This window comes from Pseudomonas sp. 32_A (assembly GCF_017490905.1).
Lineage (GTDB): Bacteria > Pseudomonadota > Gammaproteobacteria > Pseudomonadales > Pseudomonadaceae > Aquipseudomonas > Aquipseudomonas inefficax.
On record NZ_JAFGYI010000032.1, the window covers coordinates 17,272 to 33,143 of the forward strand.

The 15,872-nt window shown below is 64.2% G+C and carries 17 protein-coding genes; 8 read left to right on the forward strand and 9 right to left on the reverse strand.

The features are described from left to right. The first annotated feature begins 166 nt into the window (after positions 1-166). The 8 genes from J5M58_RS18720 (at position 167) to J5M58_RS18755 (ending at position 8,705) form a co-directional block, all read left to right on the forward strand. On the forward strand, positions 167-601 hold the full coding sequence (locus tag J5M58_RS18720; protein ID WP_112253917.1) for a hypothetical protein: 435 nt from the start codon (positions 167-169) through the stop codon (positions 599-601). Between the two features lies 1 nt (position 602). Further along, positions 603-1,181: an adhesin gene (locus tag J5M58_RS18725; protein ID WP_112253916.1), complete on the forward strand. Its 579-nt coding sequence runs from the start codon at positions 603-605 to the stop codon at positions 1,179-1,181. 50 nt (positions 1,182-1,231) lie between these two features. Beyond that, positions 1,232-2,683: a heme utilization protein gene (locus J5M58_RS18730; RefSeq protein WP_112253915.1), complete on the forward strand. Its 1,452-nt coding sequence runs from the start codon at positions 1,232-1,234 to the stop codon at positions 2,681-2,683. 62 nt (positions 2,684-2,745) lie between these two features. Further along, on the forward strand, positions 2,746-3,426 hold the full coding sequence (locus tag J5M58_RS18735; RefSeq protein WP_112253914.1) for a C39 family peptidase: 681 nt from the start codon (positions 2,746-2,748) through the stop codon (positions 3,424-3,426). Positions 3,427-3,472: 46 nt separating this feature from the next. After that, positions 3,473-4,225, forward strand: a complete 753-nt coding sequence (locus J5M58_RS18740) for a hypothetical protein (RefSeq protein WP_112253913.1) — start codon at positions 3,473-3,475, stop codon at positions 4,223-4,225. A 39-nt stretch (positions 4,226-4,264) separates the two neighbouring features. Further along, complete coding sequence (locus J5M58_RS18745) at positions 4,265-5,545, forward strand: hypothetical protein (protein WP_112253912.1); 1,281 nt, start codon at positions 4,265-4,267, stop codon at positions 5,543-5,545. Positions 5,546-5,681: 136 nt separating this feature from the next. Beyond that, on the forward strand, positions 5,682-7,883 hold the full coding sequence (locus J5M58_RS18750) for an LTA synthase family protein (protein ID WP_207879065.1): 2,202 nt from the start codon (positions 5,682-5,684) through the stop codon (positions 7,881-7,883). Positions 7,884-7,976: 93 nt separating this feature from the next. Continuing rightward, positions 7,977-8,705 (forward strand): thioredoxin family protein, encoded by a 729-nt coding sequence (locus tag J5M58_RS18755; RefSeq protein ID WP_112253910.1) that lies wholly within the window; start codon positions 7,977-7,979, stop codon positions 8,703-8,705. A gap of 145 nt (positions 8,706-8,850) precedes the next feature. Here J5M58_RS18755 and ureG read toward each other — a convergent pair whose 3' ends face one another. The 9 genes from ureG to xerC all read right to left on the reverse strand — a co-directional run bounded on the left by ureG (position 8,851) and on the right by xerC (position 15,723). Continuing rightward, complete coding sequence (gene ureG / locus J5M58_RS18760; protein ID WP_207879067.1) at positions 8,851-9,474, reverse strand: urease accessory protein UreG; 624 nt, start codon at positions 9,472-9,474, stop codon at positions 8,851-8,853. A gap of 11 nt (positions 9,475-9,485) precedes the next feature. Further along, positions 9,486-10,160: an urease accessory protein UreF gene (locus J5M58_RS18765; RefSeq protein WP_112253908.1), complete on the reverse strand. Its 675-nt coding sequence runs from the start codon at positions 10,158-10,160 to the stop codon at positions 9,486-9,488. Next, positions 10,160-10,705: a HupE/UreJ family protein gene (locus J5M58_RS18770; RefSeq protein WP_112253907.1), complete on the reverse strand. Its 546-nt coding sequence runs from the start codon at positions 10,703-10,705 to the stop codon at positions 10,160-10,162. Before J5M58_RS18770 ends, J5M58_RS18765 begins: the two co-directional genes overlap by 1 nt. Before the next feature lie 17 nt (positions 10,706-10,722). Continuing rightward, positions 10,723-11,220: an urease accessory protein UreE gene (ureE, locus tag J5M58_RS18775; RefSeq protein WP_112253906.1), complete on the reverse strand. Its 498-nt coding sequence runs from the start codon at positions 11,218-11,220 to the stop codon at positions 10,723-10,725. 10 nt (positions 11,221-11,230) lie between these two features. Continuing rightward, positions 11,231-12,934: an urease subunit alpha gene (gene ureC, locus J5M58_RS18780; RefSeq protein ID WP_112253905.1), complete on the reverse strand. Its 1,704-nt coding sequence runs from the start codon at positions 12,932-12,934 to the stop codon at positions 11,231-11,233. Further along, positions 12,931-13,248, reverse strand: coding sequence for an urease subunit beta (locus J5M58_RS18785; RefSeq protein WP_015270155.1), 318 nt, complete (start codon positions 13,246-13,248; stop codon positions 12,931-12,933). Before J5M58_RS18785 ends, ureC begins: the two co-directional genes overlap by 4 nt. A gap of 19 nt (positions 13,249-13,267) precedes the next feature. Beyond that, a complete protein-coding gene (locus tag J5M58_RS18790; RefSeq protein ID WP_003256923.1) occupies positions 13,268-13,570 on the reverse strand; it encodes an urease subunit gamma in 303 nt (100 codons plus the stop codon). Between the two features lie 9 nt (positions 13,571-13,579). After that, entirely contained in the window at positions 13,580-14,413 is an 834-nt protein-coding gene (locus J5M58_RS18795; protein ID WP_207879069.1) for an urease accessory protein UreD, read from the reverse strand. A 395-nt stretch (positions 14,414-14,808) separates the two neighbouring features. Beyond that, the gene (gene xerC / locus J5M58_RS18800) at positions 14,809-15,723 is read right to left on the reverse strand and encodes a tyrosine recombinase XerC (protein ID WP_087500663.1); all 915 of its coding nucleotides are present in this window, start codon (positions 15,721-15,723) and stop codon (positions 14,809-14,811) included. Between the last annotated feature and the right edge of the window lie 149 nt (positions 15,724-15,872).

The window sequence follows — 15,872 nt, forward strand, 5'->3', positions numbered from 1 at the left end:
ACCGCTGGCGACTACCTGTTTCAACCCTGAGACAGAATACGCCGCAGCTTGCCGTGGGGCTCACCTTAAGCGTTTGATCTGCAAACGCTTCTCAAAAGCGGCACACCTTCTGCTCCCTCGTTCGCATCGCTGAACAGGGCCAGCGCTCATTGAAGGAGTTGCCGTCGTGAGGAAAACTGACAAACGCCTTTATCACCTGTTGCTGATGGGCTGTGTGCTGGGCTCGTTGAGCCTGTCGGCCCAGGCCGACAACGGCATCATCGTGATAACCCGTGATGTGCAGACACGCAACGCCGTAGTCCCGCCGTTACGACCCGACCCCAACCCCACCACCGTCAATGCCAACCCTTCCGCCCACATCCTCAAGCAAACCAGCGAACTGAGTGATGGAGACTTTGCCAACATCAGCAGCGGTGCGGGTATCGGCACCCTGATCACCCAGCAGACCAACAACCTGGGCGGCAACCTCGGCAACCCGTCCCAACTGCCCAACCTGGCCGGTGGCCGCGGTACGGGCTCGGGCAACGGCATATCGAACATGGTCAATTCGAGTGTGCAGCGCGGCCTGGCGCCGCTGCAGATCCTGACCGGAGGCAAGTGAGATGAAGCACACGCTGCTGATCCTGGCCACGCTGTGCAGTACCTCGGCCTTCGCGCAATCCCCGGTTCCCGTGATCAACAACGCCGACATCGACGGCTCGGGCAGCCGTTACCAGGGCAACCTGTCGGTCAACCAGGCGGCCGGTGACCAGCAGCAACAGGCCAACGCGCGCGCCTTCGCTGTAGGGCCAGCAGCTAGCGCCAACACGCAGATCCGGCAACGGCTGAACACCCCCGCAGGCCCCGCAATGGACGCACGCTCGACCATACAGGGCGACGCCTTCAGCAACGGTAGCGGCGCCCTGGGGATCAACCAGAGCGCCGGCGCCAACACCCAGCAAGCGAACGCACTGAGCATCAGTATCGGTGCCCAGCCGCAAAGCATCGACGACAGCGTCCTCATGCAGCAGAACGTGGCGCTGCTCAACAACTCCGGTCCGATTGACACTTCAACTGGCCATCGCCAGGTCACCACCAGTGACCAGGCCTTCACCGGTAGCCGTGGAGTGATTCAGTTGAACCAGAGTGCCGGGGTGGGAAACCGCATGGCCAACACCCTGAGCATCCGGGTCGCGGATTGACCCTTCCAGTCAAGAACGACACTTAACCCAATAGCGTACGGAGAATCACCATGAAACCCTCGATGGCAATAAAGCCTCTGGTTTTCGCAATTGCTGCGGTCATGGCTGTTGCTGTACAAGCTGATCAGAACGACCGGCGTGGCGGGCACCACAATGGTCACCATAACAACGGGCAGCACACGCCTCCTCCCACCAGGATCCCTGTGTTTGCCACTGCCAATGCCATAGACAGCCAGCGCAGTACCGGCAACACCATCACCAACCAGGGCACCATCAACGAAGCCGAGATGAGCAGCTCGGCCGCGGGTGCCAGCGGCAACGTAGGTGTCAACGTGGCGGCCGGTAACGGCAACCAGCAGGACAACGCTGCGGCCATCGCCAACGCCTCGTCCGAATCCAGCCTGGACAACAGCTTCGTGTTCGGAACCGCCGAAGCCACCGCTGACGTTCGCCAGTTCAGCAACAACAACCGTGTCGACAACTGGTCCACCCAGAACTCGGCGGTCATGACCGGCTCGGCCGATGGTGCGGAGGGTAACGTCGGCGTCAACATTGCTGGCGGCGACCTGAACCAGCAGAAAAACACCATGGCCATCGCCAACACCGGTGCCCCACTGGGCAATGCCACTGCCACCGCCTCTGCCGACCAGAACGGTCCAGGCCTGACGGTGAACAACGGCGCCGACCGCACCTACCGGGTGGATACGCTGACCATCACCACCACCAAGAGCGGTTCCAGTTCGCGTGAGGGCACGTTCAACTCGACTGACGACCGCAGCTCGTCCTCGAGCTTCAGCGTGGCCGGCTCGCAAAGTGCGAGTTCCAGCGGCTCCAGTGGCTGGGCCTCCAGTGGTTCGAGCAGCATGAACGCCAGTGGTTCGCGCAGTTCCACTGCCAGCGGCTCCAATAGCTGGAATGCCAGTGGTTCGATGGCCAGCAACGCCAGTTCGTCCAGCAGTTCCAGCCTGAACGCCACCCTGGCCGCTGCTGCCGATGCGACGCGTACCGTGACCACCGATGACGGCCGTCGCGAGCGTACTCGCACCAACAGCTTCGATGCCTCGCTCAATGCCTCGCTCAACGTGGATGTCGACCGCTCGCAGGAAAGCTCGCACGACGCGTCGTTCGAGAAGGCGTTCGACTCGTCGTACGACAAGGCCCGCCAATCGAGCTACGAAAAGTCTCGCGACTCCTCGTATGAGAAGGCTCACGAGTCGTCCTATGCCAACGCATCGGAATCGGCGTTTGAAAAGTCTGGCGAGAAATCGTCTCAATCGTCGAACGACGTGTCGAAGAGCTACAGCGAAAGCAGTGCTTACGACTTGAGCAATACCGTGTCCTTCCAAGTGCTGACCCCGACCGGCTGGGCCAACCCTGTTACCAACACTGCAACCCTTAGCGGTTCGGTGAACGGTGGCAGCGGCAACCTGGGCGTGAACGTGGCAGCCGGTGTGGGCAACCAGCAGAGCAACTCGCTGGCCATCTCCAACACCTCGTTCTGATCGCTGTGCTTGAGGCCCCCTTCGGGGGGCCTTTCTTCAACAGAACCGGAAGGCATCCGATCATGCGCATCATTGCTCTGGCGTTTTTGCTGTGCCTGGCCAGCGTGAGCGAAGCCGCACAAATGCCGCTGTCCGTCCTGCCGGGCGGCGCCGTGGTGTTCAAGCCCATCCAGAGCCTGCGCGAGCGCAAGTTCGCCGACCTGGTGCAACAGAAGACCGACTTCAGCTGCGGCGCCGCCGCGCTGGCCACCATCCTGCGCCAGGCCTACTGGCTGGACGTGGACGAGCAACAAATCATCGAAGGCATGCTGGCCCACGCCGACCAGGACCTGGTGCGCACGCAAGGCTTCTCGATGCTGGACATGAAACGCTACGTGGAAAGCCTGGGGATGCGTGCCCGCGGCTACCGGGTGGCAGCCGAGACCCTGCACAGCGTACGTATCCCGGTCGTGGTGCTGATGGACGTGCGTGGCTACAAGCACTTCGTGGTCATGCAGAAGGTGGACAAGGGCTGGGTGTATATCGGTGACCCGGTACTGGGCCACAAGCGCTACAAGGTCGACGACTTTCTCAGGGGCTGGAACGGCATCATCTTCGCCGTGATCGGCCAAGGCTACGACAAGAACAACGTCCTGCTCGACCCGCCCCTGCCCCTGACCGCAAAGGGCCGGGTGAACGACTTCACCCCGGTGCAGGATGCAGAGCTGCTGGACTTCGGTTTCATCAAAAGCGACTTCTTCTAACGACTCTTGCAACGACAAGGAGCACGAGGCTCCGGGGAGCACCCCTATGAAGACTGCACCATGGCTCGCAGTGGTTTGCCTGGCAGCCAGCCTGCCGGCCCACGCCGAAACGTTCAAGCCCATCGAACTGAAGGACCAGGAATTGGCGAACTTGCGCGGGCGCTATGTGCTGCCGGGGCGCATCGTCAGTTTCGGCATCGTCATGACCAGCACCTGGCAGAACGCCAACGGTGAAGTGATCGGTGCGACCTCCACCCTGCAGATCCAGCAGTCGACCATCAAGCCGCAGTTTCATGTATCGATGATCGACGAGAAAGGCAGCGGTTCGACCACCAGCGGCGCCGCGCCTGCCGGCAACGGTACGGTCACCGGGGGCAGCGGGCTCAACAGCACCGAAGGGGTGACCCAGGTCGTACGCGCGGCCGGTGACAACAACACCGCCTACAACAATGTCGACATCAAGGTGACCAAGGCCAACCAGGCCCCAGCCACGCAACCGCAAGGCCAGGCACTGGCTGCGGGCCAGACCCTGGTCGGCAAAAACGGTGCCGGCTCGCTCAGCGTGTCGTCCACCGGTGCGGGCGTGCAGCTGAACATCAATGCCAGCAACAACCAGGGCAGCAGCGTACAGCGCCTGGCCCAGGGCGGGCTGATGCAGAACTCGACGCTGCTTGGCAATGGCAACCATGTCAACAACGTCACATCCCTGAATGTGGTCATGCGCGAGAGCGTGCCGACAGCCGCTTCGTTGAACGGCAGCCTCGACCAGCTGAAGGGCCTGCGCACATTCGGCTATTGATCTCCAAGTTCTAAGGCAGTCGAAAGGGACGGCAAATCCATGCACCGATCATTCACGCTCAGCGCCATTGTCTGTTTGACCACCCTGGCTCCGGCCACTTCCCTTTTCGCAGCTGCCGACCCGCAGGTCGAAGCGCTGAAGCAGGAACTGCTCGAGCTCAAGCAGCGTTACGAGGCACAGCAACAGGCGCTGATGGTGCTGGAGCAGCGCGTACGCCAGGTCGAGGAAACCCCGGCAGCAGCGCCGCCCAAACGCCTGGTCAGGTCCCCGGCCGAAGGGGTCAAAGGCGCACAGACGGTGGCATCGGGCGCACCGGGCACCACTGGCAGCTCCTATGGCCAGGCGCTGACCGACGACGCGGAGCCTGCGCAAAGCGTTTCCAACCTGTATGACGAGGCCAGCGGCTTCTTCGGCGGCGGCAAGTTCAGCTTCGAGACCGGTGTCACCTATACCCACTACGATACCCGGGCGCTGGTGCTCAACGGCTTCCTGGCACTGGACTCGATCTTCCTCGGCAGTATCAACCTTGACCGGGTGAAGGCAGATAACTGGACCCTGGACATGACCGCCCGCTACAACCTCGCCCAGCGTTGGCAATTCGACATCAACGTCCCGGTGGTGTACCGCGAATCCACCTACTCTTCCGGCGGTGCAGGGGGCGCCGGGGCGAGCACCTCGGACGAAACCGTGACCCGCGACCCGGAAATCGGCGACGTCAACGTCGGTGTCGCCTACAAGTTCCTCGACGAAGACGAGACCTGGCCTGACGCCGTCGCTACCTTGCGCATCAAGGCGCCGACCGGCAAAGACCCCTATGGCATCAAACTGCGCCAGGTCGAGGGCAACGACAACCTGTCGGTACCGGAAAGCCTGCCGACCGGCAATGGCGTCTGGTCGATCACACCGGGCATCTCGCTGGTCAAGACGTTCGACCCGGCCGTGCTGTTCGGCAGCCTGTCCTACACCTACAACATGCAAGACTCGTTCAGCGACATCAGCCCACAGGTCAACAGCAAGGTGCCGGGCGACGTGAAGCTGGGCGACTCCTGGCAGATCGGTGGCGGTATCGCCTTTGCCCTGAACGAGAAGATGAGCATGTCGTTCTCGGTGTCCGACCAGTTCGCCCGCAAGAGCAAGATAAAACCGGATGGCGGCGACTGGCAGTCGATCTCCAACAGCGACTACAACGCAGCCAACTTCAACATCGGCATGACCTTCGCCGCCACCGACAACCTGACCATCGTGCCCAACCTGGCCATTGGTCTGACCGATGACGCGCCGGACTTTTCCTTCAGCCTGAAATTCCCCTACTACTTCTGATACTTGCCATCGGCCGGGCCTGCGCGAAAGGGCCCGGCTCATGGTTACCAACCTTGTCCCGGACCGCCTTCCATGTCGCGGCCTGTTATCATCAAGCACAGTTGCATGACGATTTAATGGCAAAAGGGATGTTTTCGTGAAGAACCTGTCAGACCACCCACGTACCCGGCTTGTCGCCCTGGCGGCCCTGGTACTGGTGATCCCACTGGGTACGCGCGCCATGCTGGGTTGGTCCAACCCGCTCGGTTACCTGTCCGACCTTGCACTCGGCAGCTTGCTGGTCTTGCTGCTGCACCGTCGGCCATGGTGGCTGGCGCTCCCCGTATTGCTGGCCTGGGCGGCCCTCTGGGTGGCTTCGGCCGAACTGGTGAGCGCGGTGGGCCGTTTGCCCACCAGCGCCGACCTGACGTACCTGCTCGACCCGCAGTTCATGGAGAATTCGACCGGTGGCGGCCTGGCCCATGCCTGGCTGCCGTGGACCATGGGCGCCGGCCTGCTGACCTGGCTGGCCATCGCCTGGCGCAGCCGCACACAACCCGACCAGCCGCTGCCACGCAAGGCCTGGGCCATTCCGTTGCTGCTGTTTGGCGTCCATTGGGGCAGCCAGCAACTGGTACCTTCCGACGCCGACCAATGGCGGCAATACAACCTCACCCACCAGTTGCTGTCGGCCGGGGCCGGCAACCTGCAGCGCCAGGTCGAAGGCTGGATGGGCCAGACAAAAACCTTCACCCCGCTGGCCAGCACTGGCCTGACCCAGTCCGACCTGCATGGCCAGCGCCTGCTCGCCGGGCCAGGCAATGCCCGCAACCTGCTGGTCATCACCGTGGAAGGCATCCCTGGGGCCTATTTGCGGCCCAACCGCCAGGCCCTGCAGAGCCGCTTCGACGAAGAACTGATGCCCAAGCTCAGCCAGTGGGCCGAGCGCGGCATGAACACCCCGGACTACGTGCTGCATACCCATCAGACCATCCGTGGCCTGTACGCGATGCTGTGCGGTGACTACGACAAGCTGGCCAACGGTACGCCCAAGGGCGTGGAGCTGCTGACCCAGAACGAACGCAACCAGGCCTGCCTGCCGGCGCAGTTGCGCCAGGCCGGCTTCACCACCCACTTCCTGCAGGGCGCCGGCCTGCGCTTCATGGCCAAGGACCGCATCATGCCGCACATCGGCTTTGATGCGGTGCACGGCCTGGAATGGTTCCGCAACAAGAACTACCTGGACTTCCCCTGGGGCAAGGATGACCGCGCCTTCTTCGAGGGTGCGCTGGACTACGTCGGCCAGTTGCAAAAGCAGGACAAGCCCTGGATGCTGACCCTGCTCACCGTAGGCACCCACCAGCCGTACTCGGCGCCGGCCGAGTACCTGGAACGCTACGACACGCCGAAACAGGCGGCAGTCGCCTACCTGGACGACGCACTCGGTGCATTCCTCGACAACCTCGAGCGTCAGGGCGTACTCAAGGACACCCTGGTGGTGGTGACTTCCGACGAGTCCCACGGCATCGACGGTGTGCGCCTGGCCTCTTCCTGGGGCTTCAACCTCACCCTGGCGCCGGAGCAGGCGCAGTTGCCACGGATCAAGCACGGTACCTACGGCCATATCGACCTGGCCACCTCCCTGCTCGACTACTTTGCCCTGCCCATCCCCGTGGCGCTCGGCGGTCGCTCGCTTTACCGCGACTACGATAGCGGTCGCGAAATGATCTCCTACACCAACGGCATGCTGCGTTATCACGATGGCCAGGGGGTGTTCACCGAATGCGACTTCCAGCAGCGTTGTCGGCGTTACGCCAGCGTGGGCTTCATCGCCGACCAGGCGCGTTACCTGGGCCCGGGCGACAACCTGCTCGGCCAGCAGATCGGCGCCCTCGCCGGGGTGCTCGACCAGTCCCTGCTGCAAACACCGCTCAACCTGCGCTACCAGTTCGGTGGCCCGTCGCCGATCCAGCTGCGCAAGCGCATCAAAGATGACTGGGCCGACAACCTGATCGGCGCCCAGTATCTGGAGATGCCCGAGGGTTCGCATACCCGCGTACGGGTCAAGGTACGCTCGCTGGACCCCAAGCGCGCAGCCTATATCCAGCTCAAGGCCAAGCAGCTGGAGCAGGACGTACCGCTGGGCTTGCCTGACGAAGTGAAAGTCACCGCCGACGAGCCGCTGGAGATGGAGTTCAGCTTCGACAACCCGACCGCGCGCAAGGCGTTTTCCTTCCATTTGCTTGGGCATGGCGGTGGCCAGGTGGAGGTCAGCGACTTCAGCGTGATCACCGCGCTGCCTGGGGAAGATGAAGCAGCGGATGAACTGGCCGATGGGCATATCGCCCATTCGGGCTGAGCAGTACCACTCATCGCCCGGCCGCCGCGGCCTGTCGATTCAACCCGCCCGTGCTCGACTAGTGTGTGAATCCCCCAATGTGGAGACAGCACCATGAGCACGAGCGAAAGCAGGCACCCGGTGGTTTCCCGCAGCCAGTGGCTGGCGGCCCGCCGCCAGCTGTGGCTGCACGAAAAAGCCTTTACCCACCACCGCGACGCGCTGGCCGCAGCCCGTCGCGCCCTGCCCTGGGTCAAGGTGGAACACGACTATCGCTTCCAGGGGCCGCACGGCGAACTGAGCCTGGCCGACCTGTTCGCTGGCCGCAGCCAATTGCTGGTTTACCACTTCATGTTCGCCGAGGGCTGGAGCGAAGGTTGCCACGGCTGCTCGTTCCTGGCCGACCATTTCGACGGCGCCAACCTGCACCTGGCGCATCATGACGTGTCGCTGGTAGCGGTGTCGCGGGCGCCGTATGCCGAGTTCCAGGCGTTCCGCCAGCGCATGGGCTGGCAGTTCCCCTGGTATTCGTCGAATGGCAGCGGGTTCAACGAGGACTTTGGCGTCAGCGTCGGCAGCGAGGGCCAGCGGCAGTACAACTATGAGCCATATGAGGGCGATGAAAGCGAGCTTCCCGGGCTGAGTGCGTTCTACCGCGAGCCGGATGGCAGCGTTTACCATACCTACTCAACCTATGCTCGCGGGCTGGATATCCTGGTCAACACCTACAACTTCCTCGACATTGCGCCACTGGGGCGCAACGAAGGTGGGACCATGGACTGGGTGCGGCACCATGATCGCTATGAAGGGCAGCCAGACAAACCCCACTGCTGCCATACATAACGTGAGGCAACATTTATCCCTGTGGGAGCGGCTTTAGCCGCGAAGAAGCCAACGCGGTGGATGGCACCGGCTGCGCCGGTGTTCGCGGGTAAACCCGCTCCCACAGGAATTGCGCCATGGTGCAGACTGCGTTCAACCCGTTACATCAGCCGCGCACACCCAGCATCCCGCGCTCGACGATGAAGTCGATCACCGCCTGCAGCCCCTCACCCTTCTTCAGGTTACTGAAGGTCCATGGCCGCTGCGGGCGCATGCGCTGGGTATCGCGCTCCATCACGTCCAGCGAAGCCCCCACATAGGGCGCCAGGTCGGTCTTGTTGATCACCAGGAAATCCGACTTGGTAATCCCCGGCCCACCCTTGCGCGGGATCTTCTCGCCTTCGGCCACATCGATCACGTAGATGGTCAGGTCGGCCAGCTCCGGGCTGAAGGTAGCACTCAGGTTGTCACCGCCGCTTTCGACGAAGATCACCTCGAGGTTGCCAAACTTGCGCGCCAGTGCTTCGACCGCCGCCAGGTTCATCGAGGCGTCTTCACGTATCGCCGTGTGCGGACAGCCGCCGGTTTCCACGCCGACGATGCGCTCCGGCTCGAGGGCCCCTGCTTCGGTGAGGATGCGCTGGTCTTCCTTGGTGTAGATATCGTTGGTGACCACGGCGATCTGGTAGTGGTCGCGCATGGCCTTGCACAAGGCTTCGAGCAGCGCCGTCTTGCCGGAGCCGACCGGGCCGCCGACACCGACGCGCAGGGGTTGTTGATAGCTTTGCATGCAGGCAGTCCTCAGGAACGGAACAAACGGGTGTATTGGGTTTCGTGACGCGATGAGGCAATGGCCAGCAGCGGCAGGCCGCCGCCTAGCTGGTCGTCGCCCAGGCCCAGTGCCTGGTCGAGGGCCGCGGGCAGCCCTGCCCCCAGGTCATGCAGCAAGGTCTGGGCAGCCTGCTGGCCGAACGGCACCAGCTTGACCCCGGCCATTACCGCGCCCTCCAGCCAGGCAAAACCATGGCCCAGGGCCAACTGGCGCAACGGGATGTTCCAGTGCGCAGCCAGCCAGGCCATACCGCCCAGCTGGGAGAGTTCGAGGCTGGCCCGCCAGGCCGGCGCCTGGCCCAGTTGCCAGCCGTCCAGCAGCCGTGCCAGCGCCGCACCGCGCTGCTGTTCTTCCAGACGCAGCTCGGCGGTTTCGCGGTTGGCCAGCAGAAAGCGGCTCCAATGGCCGAAGGCCTCGGCGTCCTCGGCCTGGCAGGCGTGGTACAGGCGCGCCAGCACCGGCCAGTCGAGGCAGGCCAGGGTGTCGTCGATCTGCTCCCGCTGCCAGGCAGCGAAACCATCCACATCCCGTACCCAGCCCGCCTCGACCGCCCACTCCAGGCCTTGCGAGTAGGTAAAGCCGCCCACCGGCAAGCCAGGGCTGGCCAGTTGCAGCAGGCGCAACAGCGCCAGGTCGCTGGCCATCAACCGGCCAGAACCAGCGCGGCTCCGGCCAGCAGGCCACCGCCAAAGGCCTTCTGCAGGCCGCTGTGCCTGCGCAACAGGCAACCAACCGCAAAGCCGACCGCCAGCAACAGGCCGCTGACCGTGACGAAGCCGGCGCTGAACTGCCAGAACGCACTTGGCGTGGCTTCCACGCCATGGGCCCAGCCATGGAACAGGGCGAACACCGGCATGGCCATGGCCAGCAGCAGCTGGCGGCTGGGCAGCAGCACTGCACCAGCAGCCACCAGCAGCGACACGGCGATCAGGGTTTCCATGCCCAGTACATCGCCGAACAGGTGGCCGCACACCGCACCGCCGAACATCGCCGCCAGGGTTGCCAAGGGTAGTGTCAGGCTACGCCGGGTCAACGCGGCGAGCACACCGGTGCCCAACAGCATCAGCAGGTGATCAAGGCCGGTCAGCGGGTGCAACAGGCCGTCCTGCAGCGGGTTGGCGTCGTGGCCGGGGTGGGCGAAGGCAGGCAGAGCCAGCATCAGCAGAAACAGGGCGAAAGTCTTTTTCATCGGTTGCTCCAGGCAGTTCAGGAATGGGCAGGCAGGCGCACGAACGGGTGATCGTGCCCGTGGGCATGGCTATGGCTGTGCGGCGCGCTTTGGTAGGCACCCGCTTCAGGCTCGAACGGCGCCAGTTCGGCGTCTACCGTCAGGCCCAGGCCACGCAACATGTCGTCCAGCACGTGGTCGTGCTGGAAGCGCAACAGGCCGGGCTCGATCTGCAGCGGCACATGGCGGTTGCCCAGGTGATAGGCCGCACGGGCCAGCAGGTGCGGGTCGGCGCAGCGCACCGTGGACACTGCCTCCGGCGCCGCCAGCACACGGATCAGCTGGGTGCCCTCGGCATCGGCCAGCAGTTCCCCTCCGCGCAGCAGGTGGCCGCGTTCGAGCATCAGCCCTGCCTCGCGGCCATCATCCAGGGTCACCCGCAGGCGGCTCTTGATGCGGCTGTCCACGTCCAGGGTAACGGTGCCGGTTTCGCTCAGCTTGCCGGGCTCGGTGATACGGCGGGTCAAGACAATCATCGGGGCTCCTTCAGAACAGGAAGTAACGCTGGGCCAGCGGCAGTTCGCGGGCCGGCTCGCAGACCAGCAGTTCACCATCGGCACGCACCTGGTAGGTCTGTGCATCGACCTCGATCAGCGGCTGCAGGGTGTTGTGGACCATGTCGGGCTTGCGCACCCGGCGGCAGCCGTGGGCCACGCCGATCAGGCTGCGCAGGTTCAGCTCCTCGGCCAGGCCGCGGTCCATCGCCGCCTGGGGCAGGAAGGTCATGCGCGTGGCATGCCGTGCCGCGCCCAAGGCACCGAACATCGGGCGGTAATGCACCGGTTGCGGTGTGGGGATGGAACCATTGATATCACCCATGGGCGCGGTGACGATCATCCCGCCCTTGATCACCAGGGCCGGCTTGACCGCAAAGAACGCCGGGGCCCACAGCACCAGGTCGGCCAGCTTGCCGACTTCCACCGAGCCCACTTCGTGGCCGATGCCGTGGGTCAGTGCCGGGTTGATGGTGTACTTGGCGATGTAGCGCTTGACCCGGAAGTTGTCGCTGTAGCTGGTGTCCGGCGCCAGTGGCCCACGGCGCAACTTCATCTGGTGGGCCACCTGCCAAGTGCGCAGTACCACCTCGCCAACCCGGCCCATGGCCTGCGAGTCAGACGAGGTCATGGCAAAGGCGCCCATGTCGTGGAGGATGTCCTCGGCGGCAATGGTTTCGCGACGGATGCGCGACTCGGCAAAGGCCACGTCTTCGGCGATGCTCGGGTCCAGGTGGTGGCAGACCATGAGCATGTCCAGGTGCTCGTCCACGGTGTTGATCGTGTACGGCAAGGTCGGGTTGGTCGAGGATGGCAACACGTTGGCCTGCCCCGCCGCGCGAATGATGTCCGGGGCGTGACCACCACCGGCACCCTCGGTGTGGAAGGTGTGGATGGTACGGTCGCCAATGGCCGCCAGGGTGTCTTCGATGCAGCCGGACTCGTTGAGGGTGTCGGTGTGGATCGCCACCTGGATGTCCATTTCCTCGGCCACGCCCAGGCAGCAGTCGATGGCTGCTGGAGTCGAACCCCAGTCTTCGTGCAGCTTGAGGCCCACGGCGCCGGCCGCGATCTGCTCGCGCAGTGCTTCCGGCCGCGAGGCGTTGCCCTTGCCCAGCAAGCCGATGTTGATCGGCAGGCTGTCGGCGGCCTGGAGCATGCGCGCCAGGTACCAGGGGCCGGGCGTGCAGGTAGTGGCGTTGGTGCCGGTGGCTGGCCCGGTGCCGCCGCCGATGAACGTTGTGACACCACTGTTCAGCGCCTCGTCCACCTGCTGCGGGCAGATGAAATGGATGTGCGAGTCGACGCCGCCGGCGGTGACGATCTTGCCCTCGGCGGCGATTACCTCGGTGCCGGGGCCCACCGGCACGTTCACGCCCGGCTGCACATCGGGGTTGCCCGCCTTGCCGATCACCGCGATACGCCCATGCTTGATGCCGATATCGGCCTTGACGATGCCCCAGTGGTCGATGATCAGAGCATTGGTCAGTACCAGGTCCATGGCTTCGGCGGCCAGCATCTGGCCCTGCCCCATGCCATCGCGGATGACCTTGCCGCCACCGAACTTGACCTCTTCGCCATAGATGGTGAAGTCGTGCTCCACCTCGACCCACAGCGCGGTGTCGGCCAGGCGTACGCGGTCGCCCACGGTGGGGCCGAACATGTCAGCATAGGCCTGGCGGGAAATGCGGCTCATGCCCTGCCCTCCAGCGCGCCCATCACCTTGCCCTGGAAGCCATAAACCTCACGTTTGCCGGCGTAAGCCACCAGTTGCACGGTACGCGCCTGGCCGGGCTCGAAACGCACGGCTGTACCAGCAGGGATGTCCAAACGAAAGCCCAGGGTCGGAGCGCGCTCGAACACCAGCGCCTCGTTGACTTCGTAGAAGTGGTAGTGCGAGCCGACCTGCACTGGCCGGTCGCCATGGTTGGCCACGCTGACGCTGACCGTCGCGCGGCCGCTGTTCAGCTCGATGTCGCCAGCGGCGACCTGGATTTCACCTGGGATCATGCGGGGCTCCTGGGCAATGTCAGACGATGGGGTCATGCACGGTCACCAGCTTGGTGCCATCCGGGAAGGTCGCTTCGACCTGCACGTCGTGGAGCATTTCGGCAATGCCAGGCATTACCTGCTCGCGGCTCAGTACTTCGCGCCCCAGGCTCATCAGTTCGGCGACGGTGCGGCCATCACGGGCGCCTTCGAGGACGGCGGCACTGATCAGCGCCACCGCTTCCGGGTAGTTGAGCTTCAGGCCGCGGGCCAGGCGCCGCTCCGCCAGCAGCGCGGCGGTGAACAGCAGCAGTTTGTCTTTCTCTCTCGGGGTCAGCTCCATGGCGCTCTCTCAGGTGGCCCAGATTCGCGGCGGGCAGGCCGGCAGGCCGAGGACGGCCGGGCGCAGCACATGCCACAGGCGTTGCAGGGTGCGTTGCAGGTGTTGGTTGTCATGGTCGAGCACGCGGATCACCAGCAACGACCCGAGCAGGGTCGCGCCGGCCGGGTTGGCCATCTCGTCGAACAGCGGGCGCACCCGCTCCAGCACGGCCTGGTCGGCTGGTGCGGCGCAGAAAGTGGCCAGCAGCGGGTGCCCGCCAAGCTTGTCCAGGCGCCCGCCTTCGATGCGCAGGCGCTCGTGCAGGCCCACTTCGTCGGGCAGTTCGATATGCAGGCGGCTATCGACGGCACCGTGGTCGAAACGTTCGCCCATCACCGGACGCCCCAGGCAAAGGGTTTCCCAGGCCAGCAGGCGCGCGCCCGGTTCGAGGGTGAAACGGCTGTCGAGGCTGGCGCGGGCGCCGGAGAAGAAGATGCTGTCCTGCGGCAGCCACTCCAGGGTGCTGTCGGCGCCCAGATGAAAGCGCTGGGCCAGCCGCGCGGTCGGGCCAATGCTGCGGTAGAACTTGCTGGCGCCGGGCATGGTCAGCAGCGCGTGGCTGCCCGGTTCCAGCTGAATGTCCAGCTCCAGGCGGTCGCCGGCGACGATGCCGCCGGGTGGGTGCAGCACGTAGACATGGCACGGGGCACCTTCCGGATAGAACGGCCGCTGCACCAAAAGAGGTCCGAAATGCCGCCACGCACCAAGGCGGGTCACCTCGTCGCGCCTGACGAAGCGCAACTGCAGGTGAGCGCTCCAGCCTGCATCATCGTGTTGTTGTTCGATCTGCTCCGCGAGCGACATCCTGCGGCCCCTGAAATCCGTGGCCTGCTGGCCGTTTAGAGGGTCAGGCAGGCACGGCTACGGCGCGTGCGGCCTGACCACTCGATCAAATTCGCAGGCTGGATATAGCAGGTTGCGGGCCAACTCCGCAGGTGAACGAAGATGAAACTTTTGCCCAAGCCGCTCTGGCATCGGGCATACAGGGGGATGGCGCACAAAGCGGGGGCGTGCTTTGGCCCTGTTTCGGTGCCGGGCCATCTCAAGGAAAAAATTACCCGGTGCTGCGAGACGGCCTCTGTGGGAGCGGGTTTACCCGCGAAGAATCCAACTCAGTGCATGGCACGGGCTTCGCCCGTGTTCGCGGGTGAACCCGCTCCCACAGGGATGGAGCAAGTTTTCCATACAGCGGCAGAGCCTCAGTAATCGAAGCGGTCCACCGCACGCCGACGCTCGTTGTCATCGCGCCGGTCATAAATGGCCGTGGTCTGGATGTTCGCGTGATGCGCCAGCTTCTGTGCAATGGACAGGTCGTGCTCTTCGATAACCCGGGTGATGAACGCCCGACGGAAGTCGTGCGGCATGATCTTCACGCCCACCTGCGCGCCACGCTGGCGGGCGATGTAGTAAATGGCATGCTTGGTGATACGCGCCCGGGTGATATGGCTGCCACGGCGGATGCGGTTGAACAGGAACGGGTCGTCCTCGGCCCCTGCCGGCAAGTCCTGGCGGCGCAGGTCCAGCCAGGCCTGCAACTTCTCGAACGCCCATGGCGGGGCGTACTTGATCAGCTGACGGTTGCCCTTGCCCAGCACCTGCAGGCTGCGCGCCTCGAAGTCGACCTGGTCCAGGTCGATGTCCACCGATTCCGACTTGCGCATGCCGGTACCGTAAAGCAAGGCGATGATCGCCGCGTCACGCACACCCTGCGGCCGTGGATCGGCCGCACACACATCCATCAGCTCGCGAATCAGGCTGCGACGCAGGTTGCGCCCCGGCGGAAGCCGGCTGCCAGTGTCCGGCTTGACCTCGCGAATGCGCAGCAACTGCTCGTGATCGATCAGGCCCTGGCGCCAGGCTTCGTTCATCACACCGCGGATGGCGTTGACGTACAGCGACGAGCTGTTGGGGGCATAACCGTCAGCACGCAGCGCCGCCACCAGGGCGATCACATGGCCGGGCTCCAGCCGATGCCAGGGCACATCGACGATATTGCAGTCGACAAAACCCAGCCGGTCGGCAGCGTCCTGAAGGATGTAGCGCATGGTTTGCTGGCTGGATGGGGCCAGGCGGGCCATGTACTGCAGCAGCGGATTTTTCGAGAGGTCGGACAAAACGTGAATCCTGTAGCGAAGCGTTGGCCAGCGGTGAACGGGCCAAACCCTGAAGCAAGTCAATACGACAAACAAGCAGGTCAAAACAACAGCAGGATACGCATGTCATTCTGACCCGAAGAGGTGCCATCACCTTGATATGCAAGGGG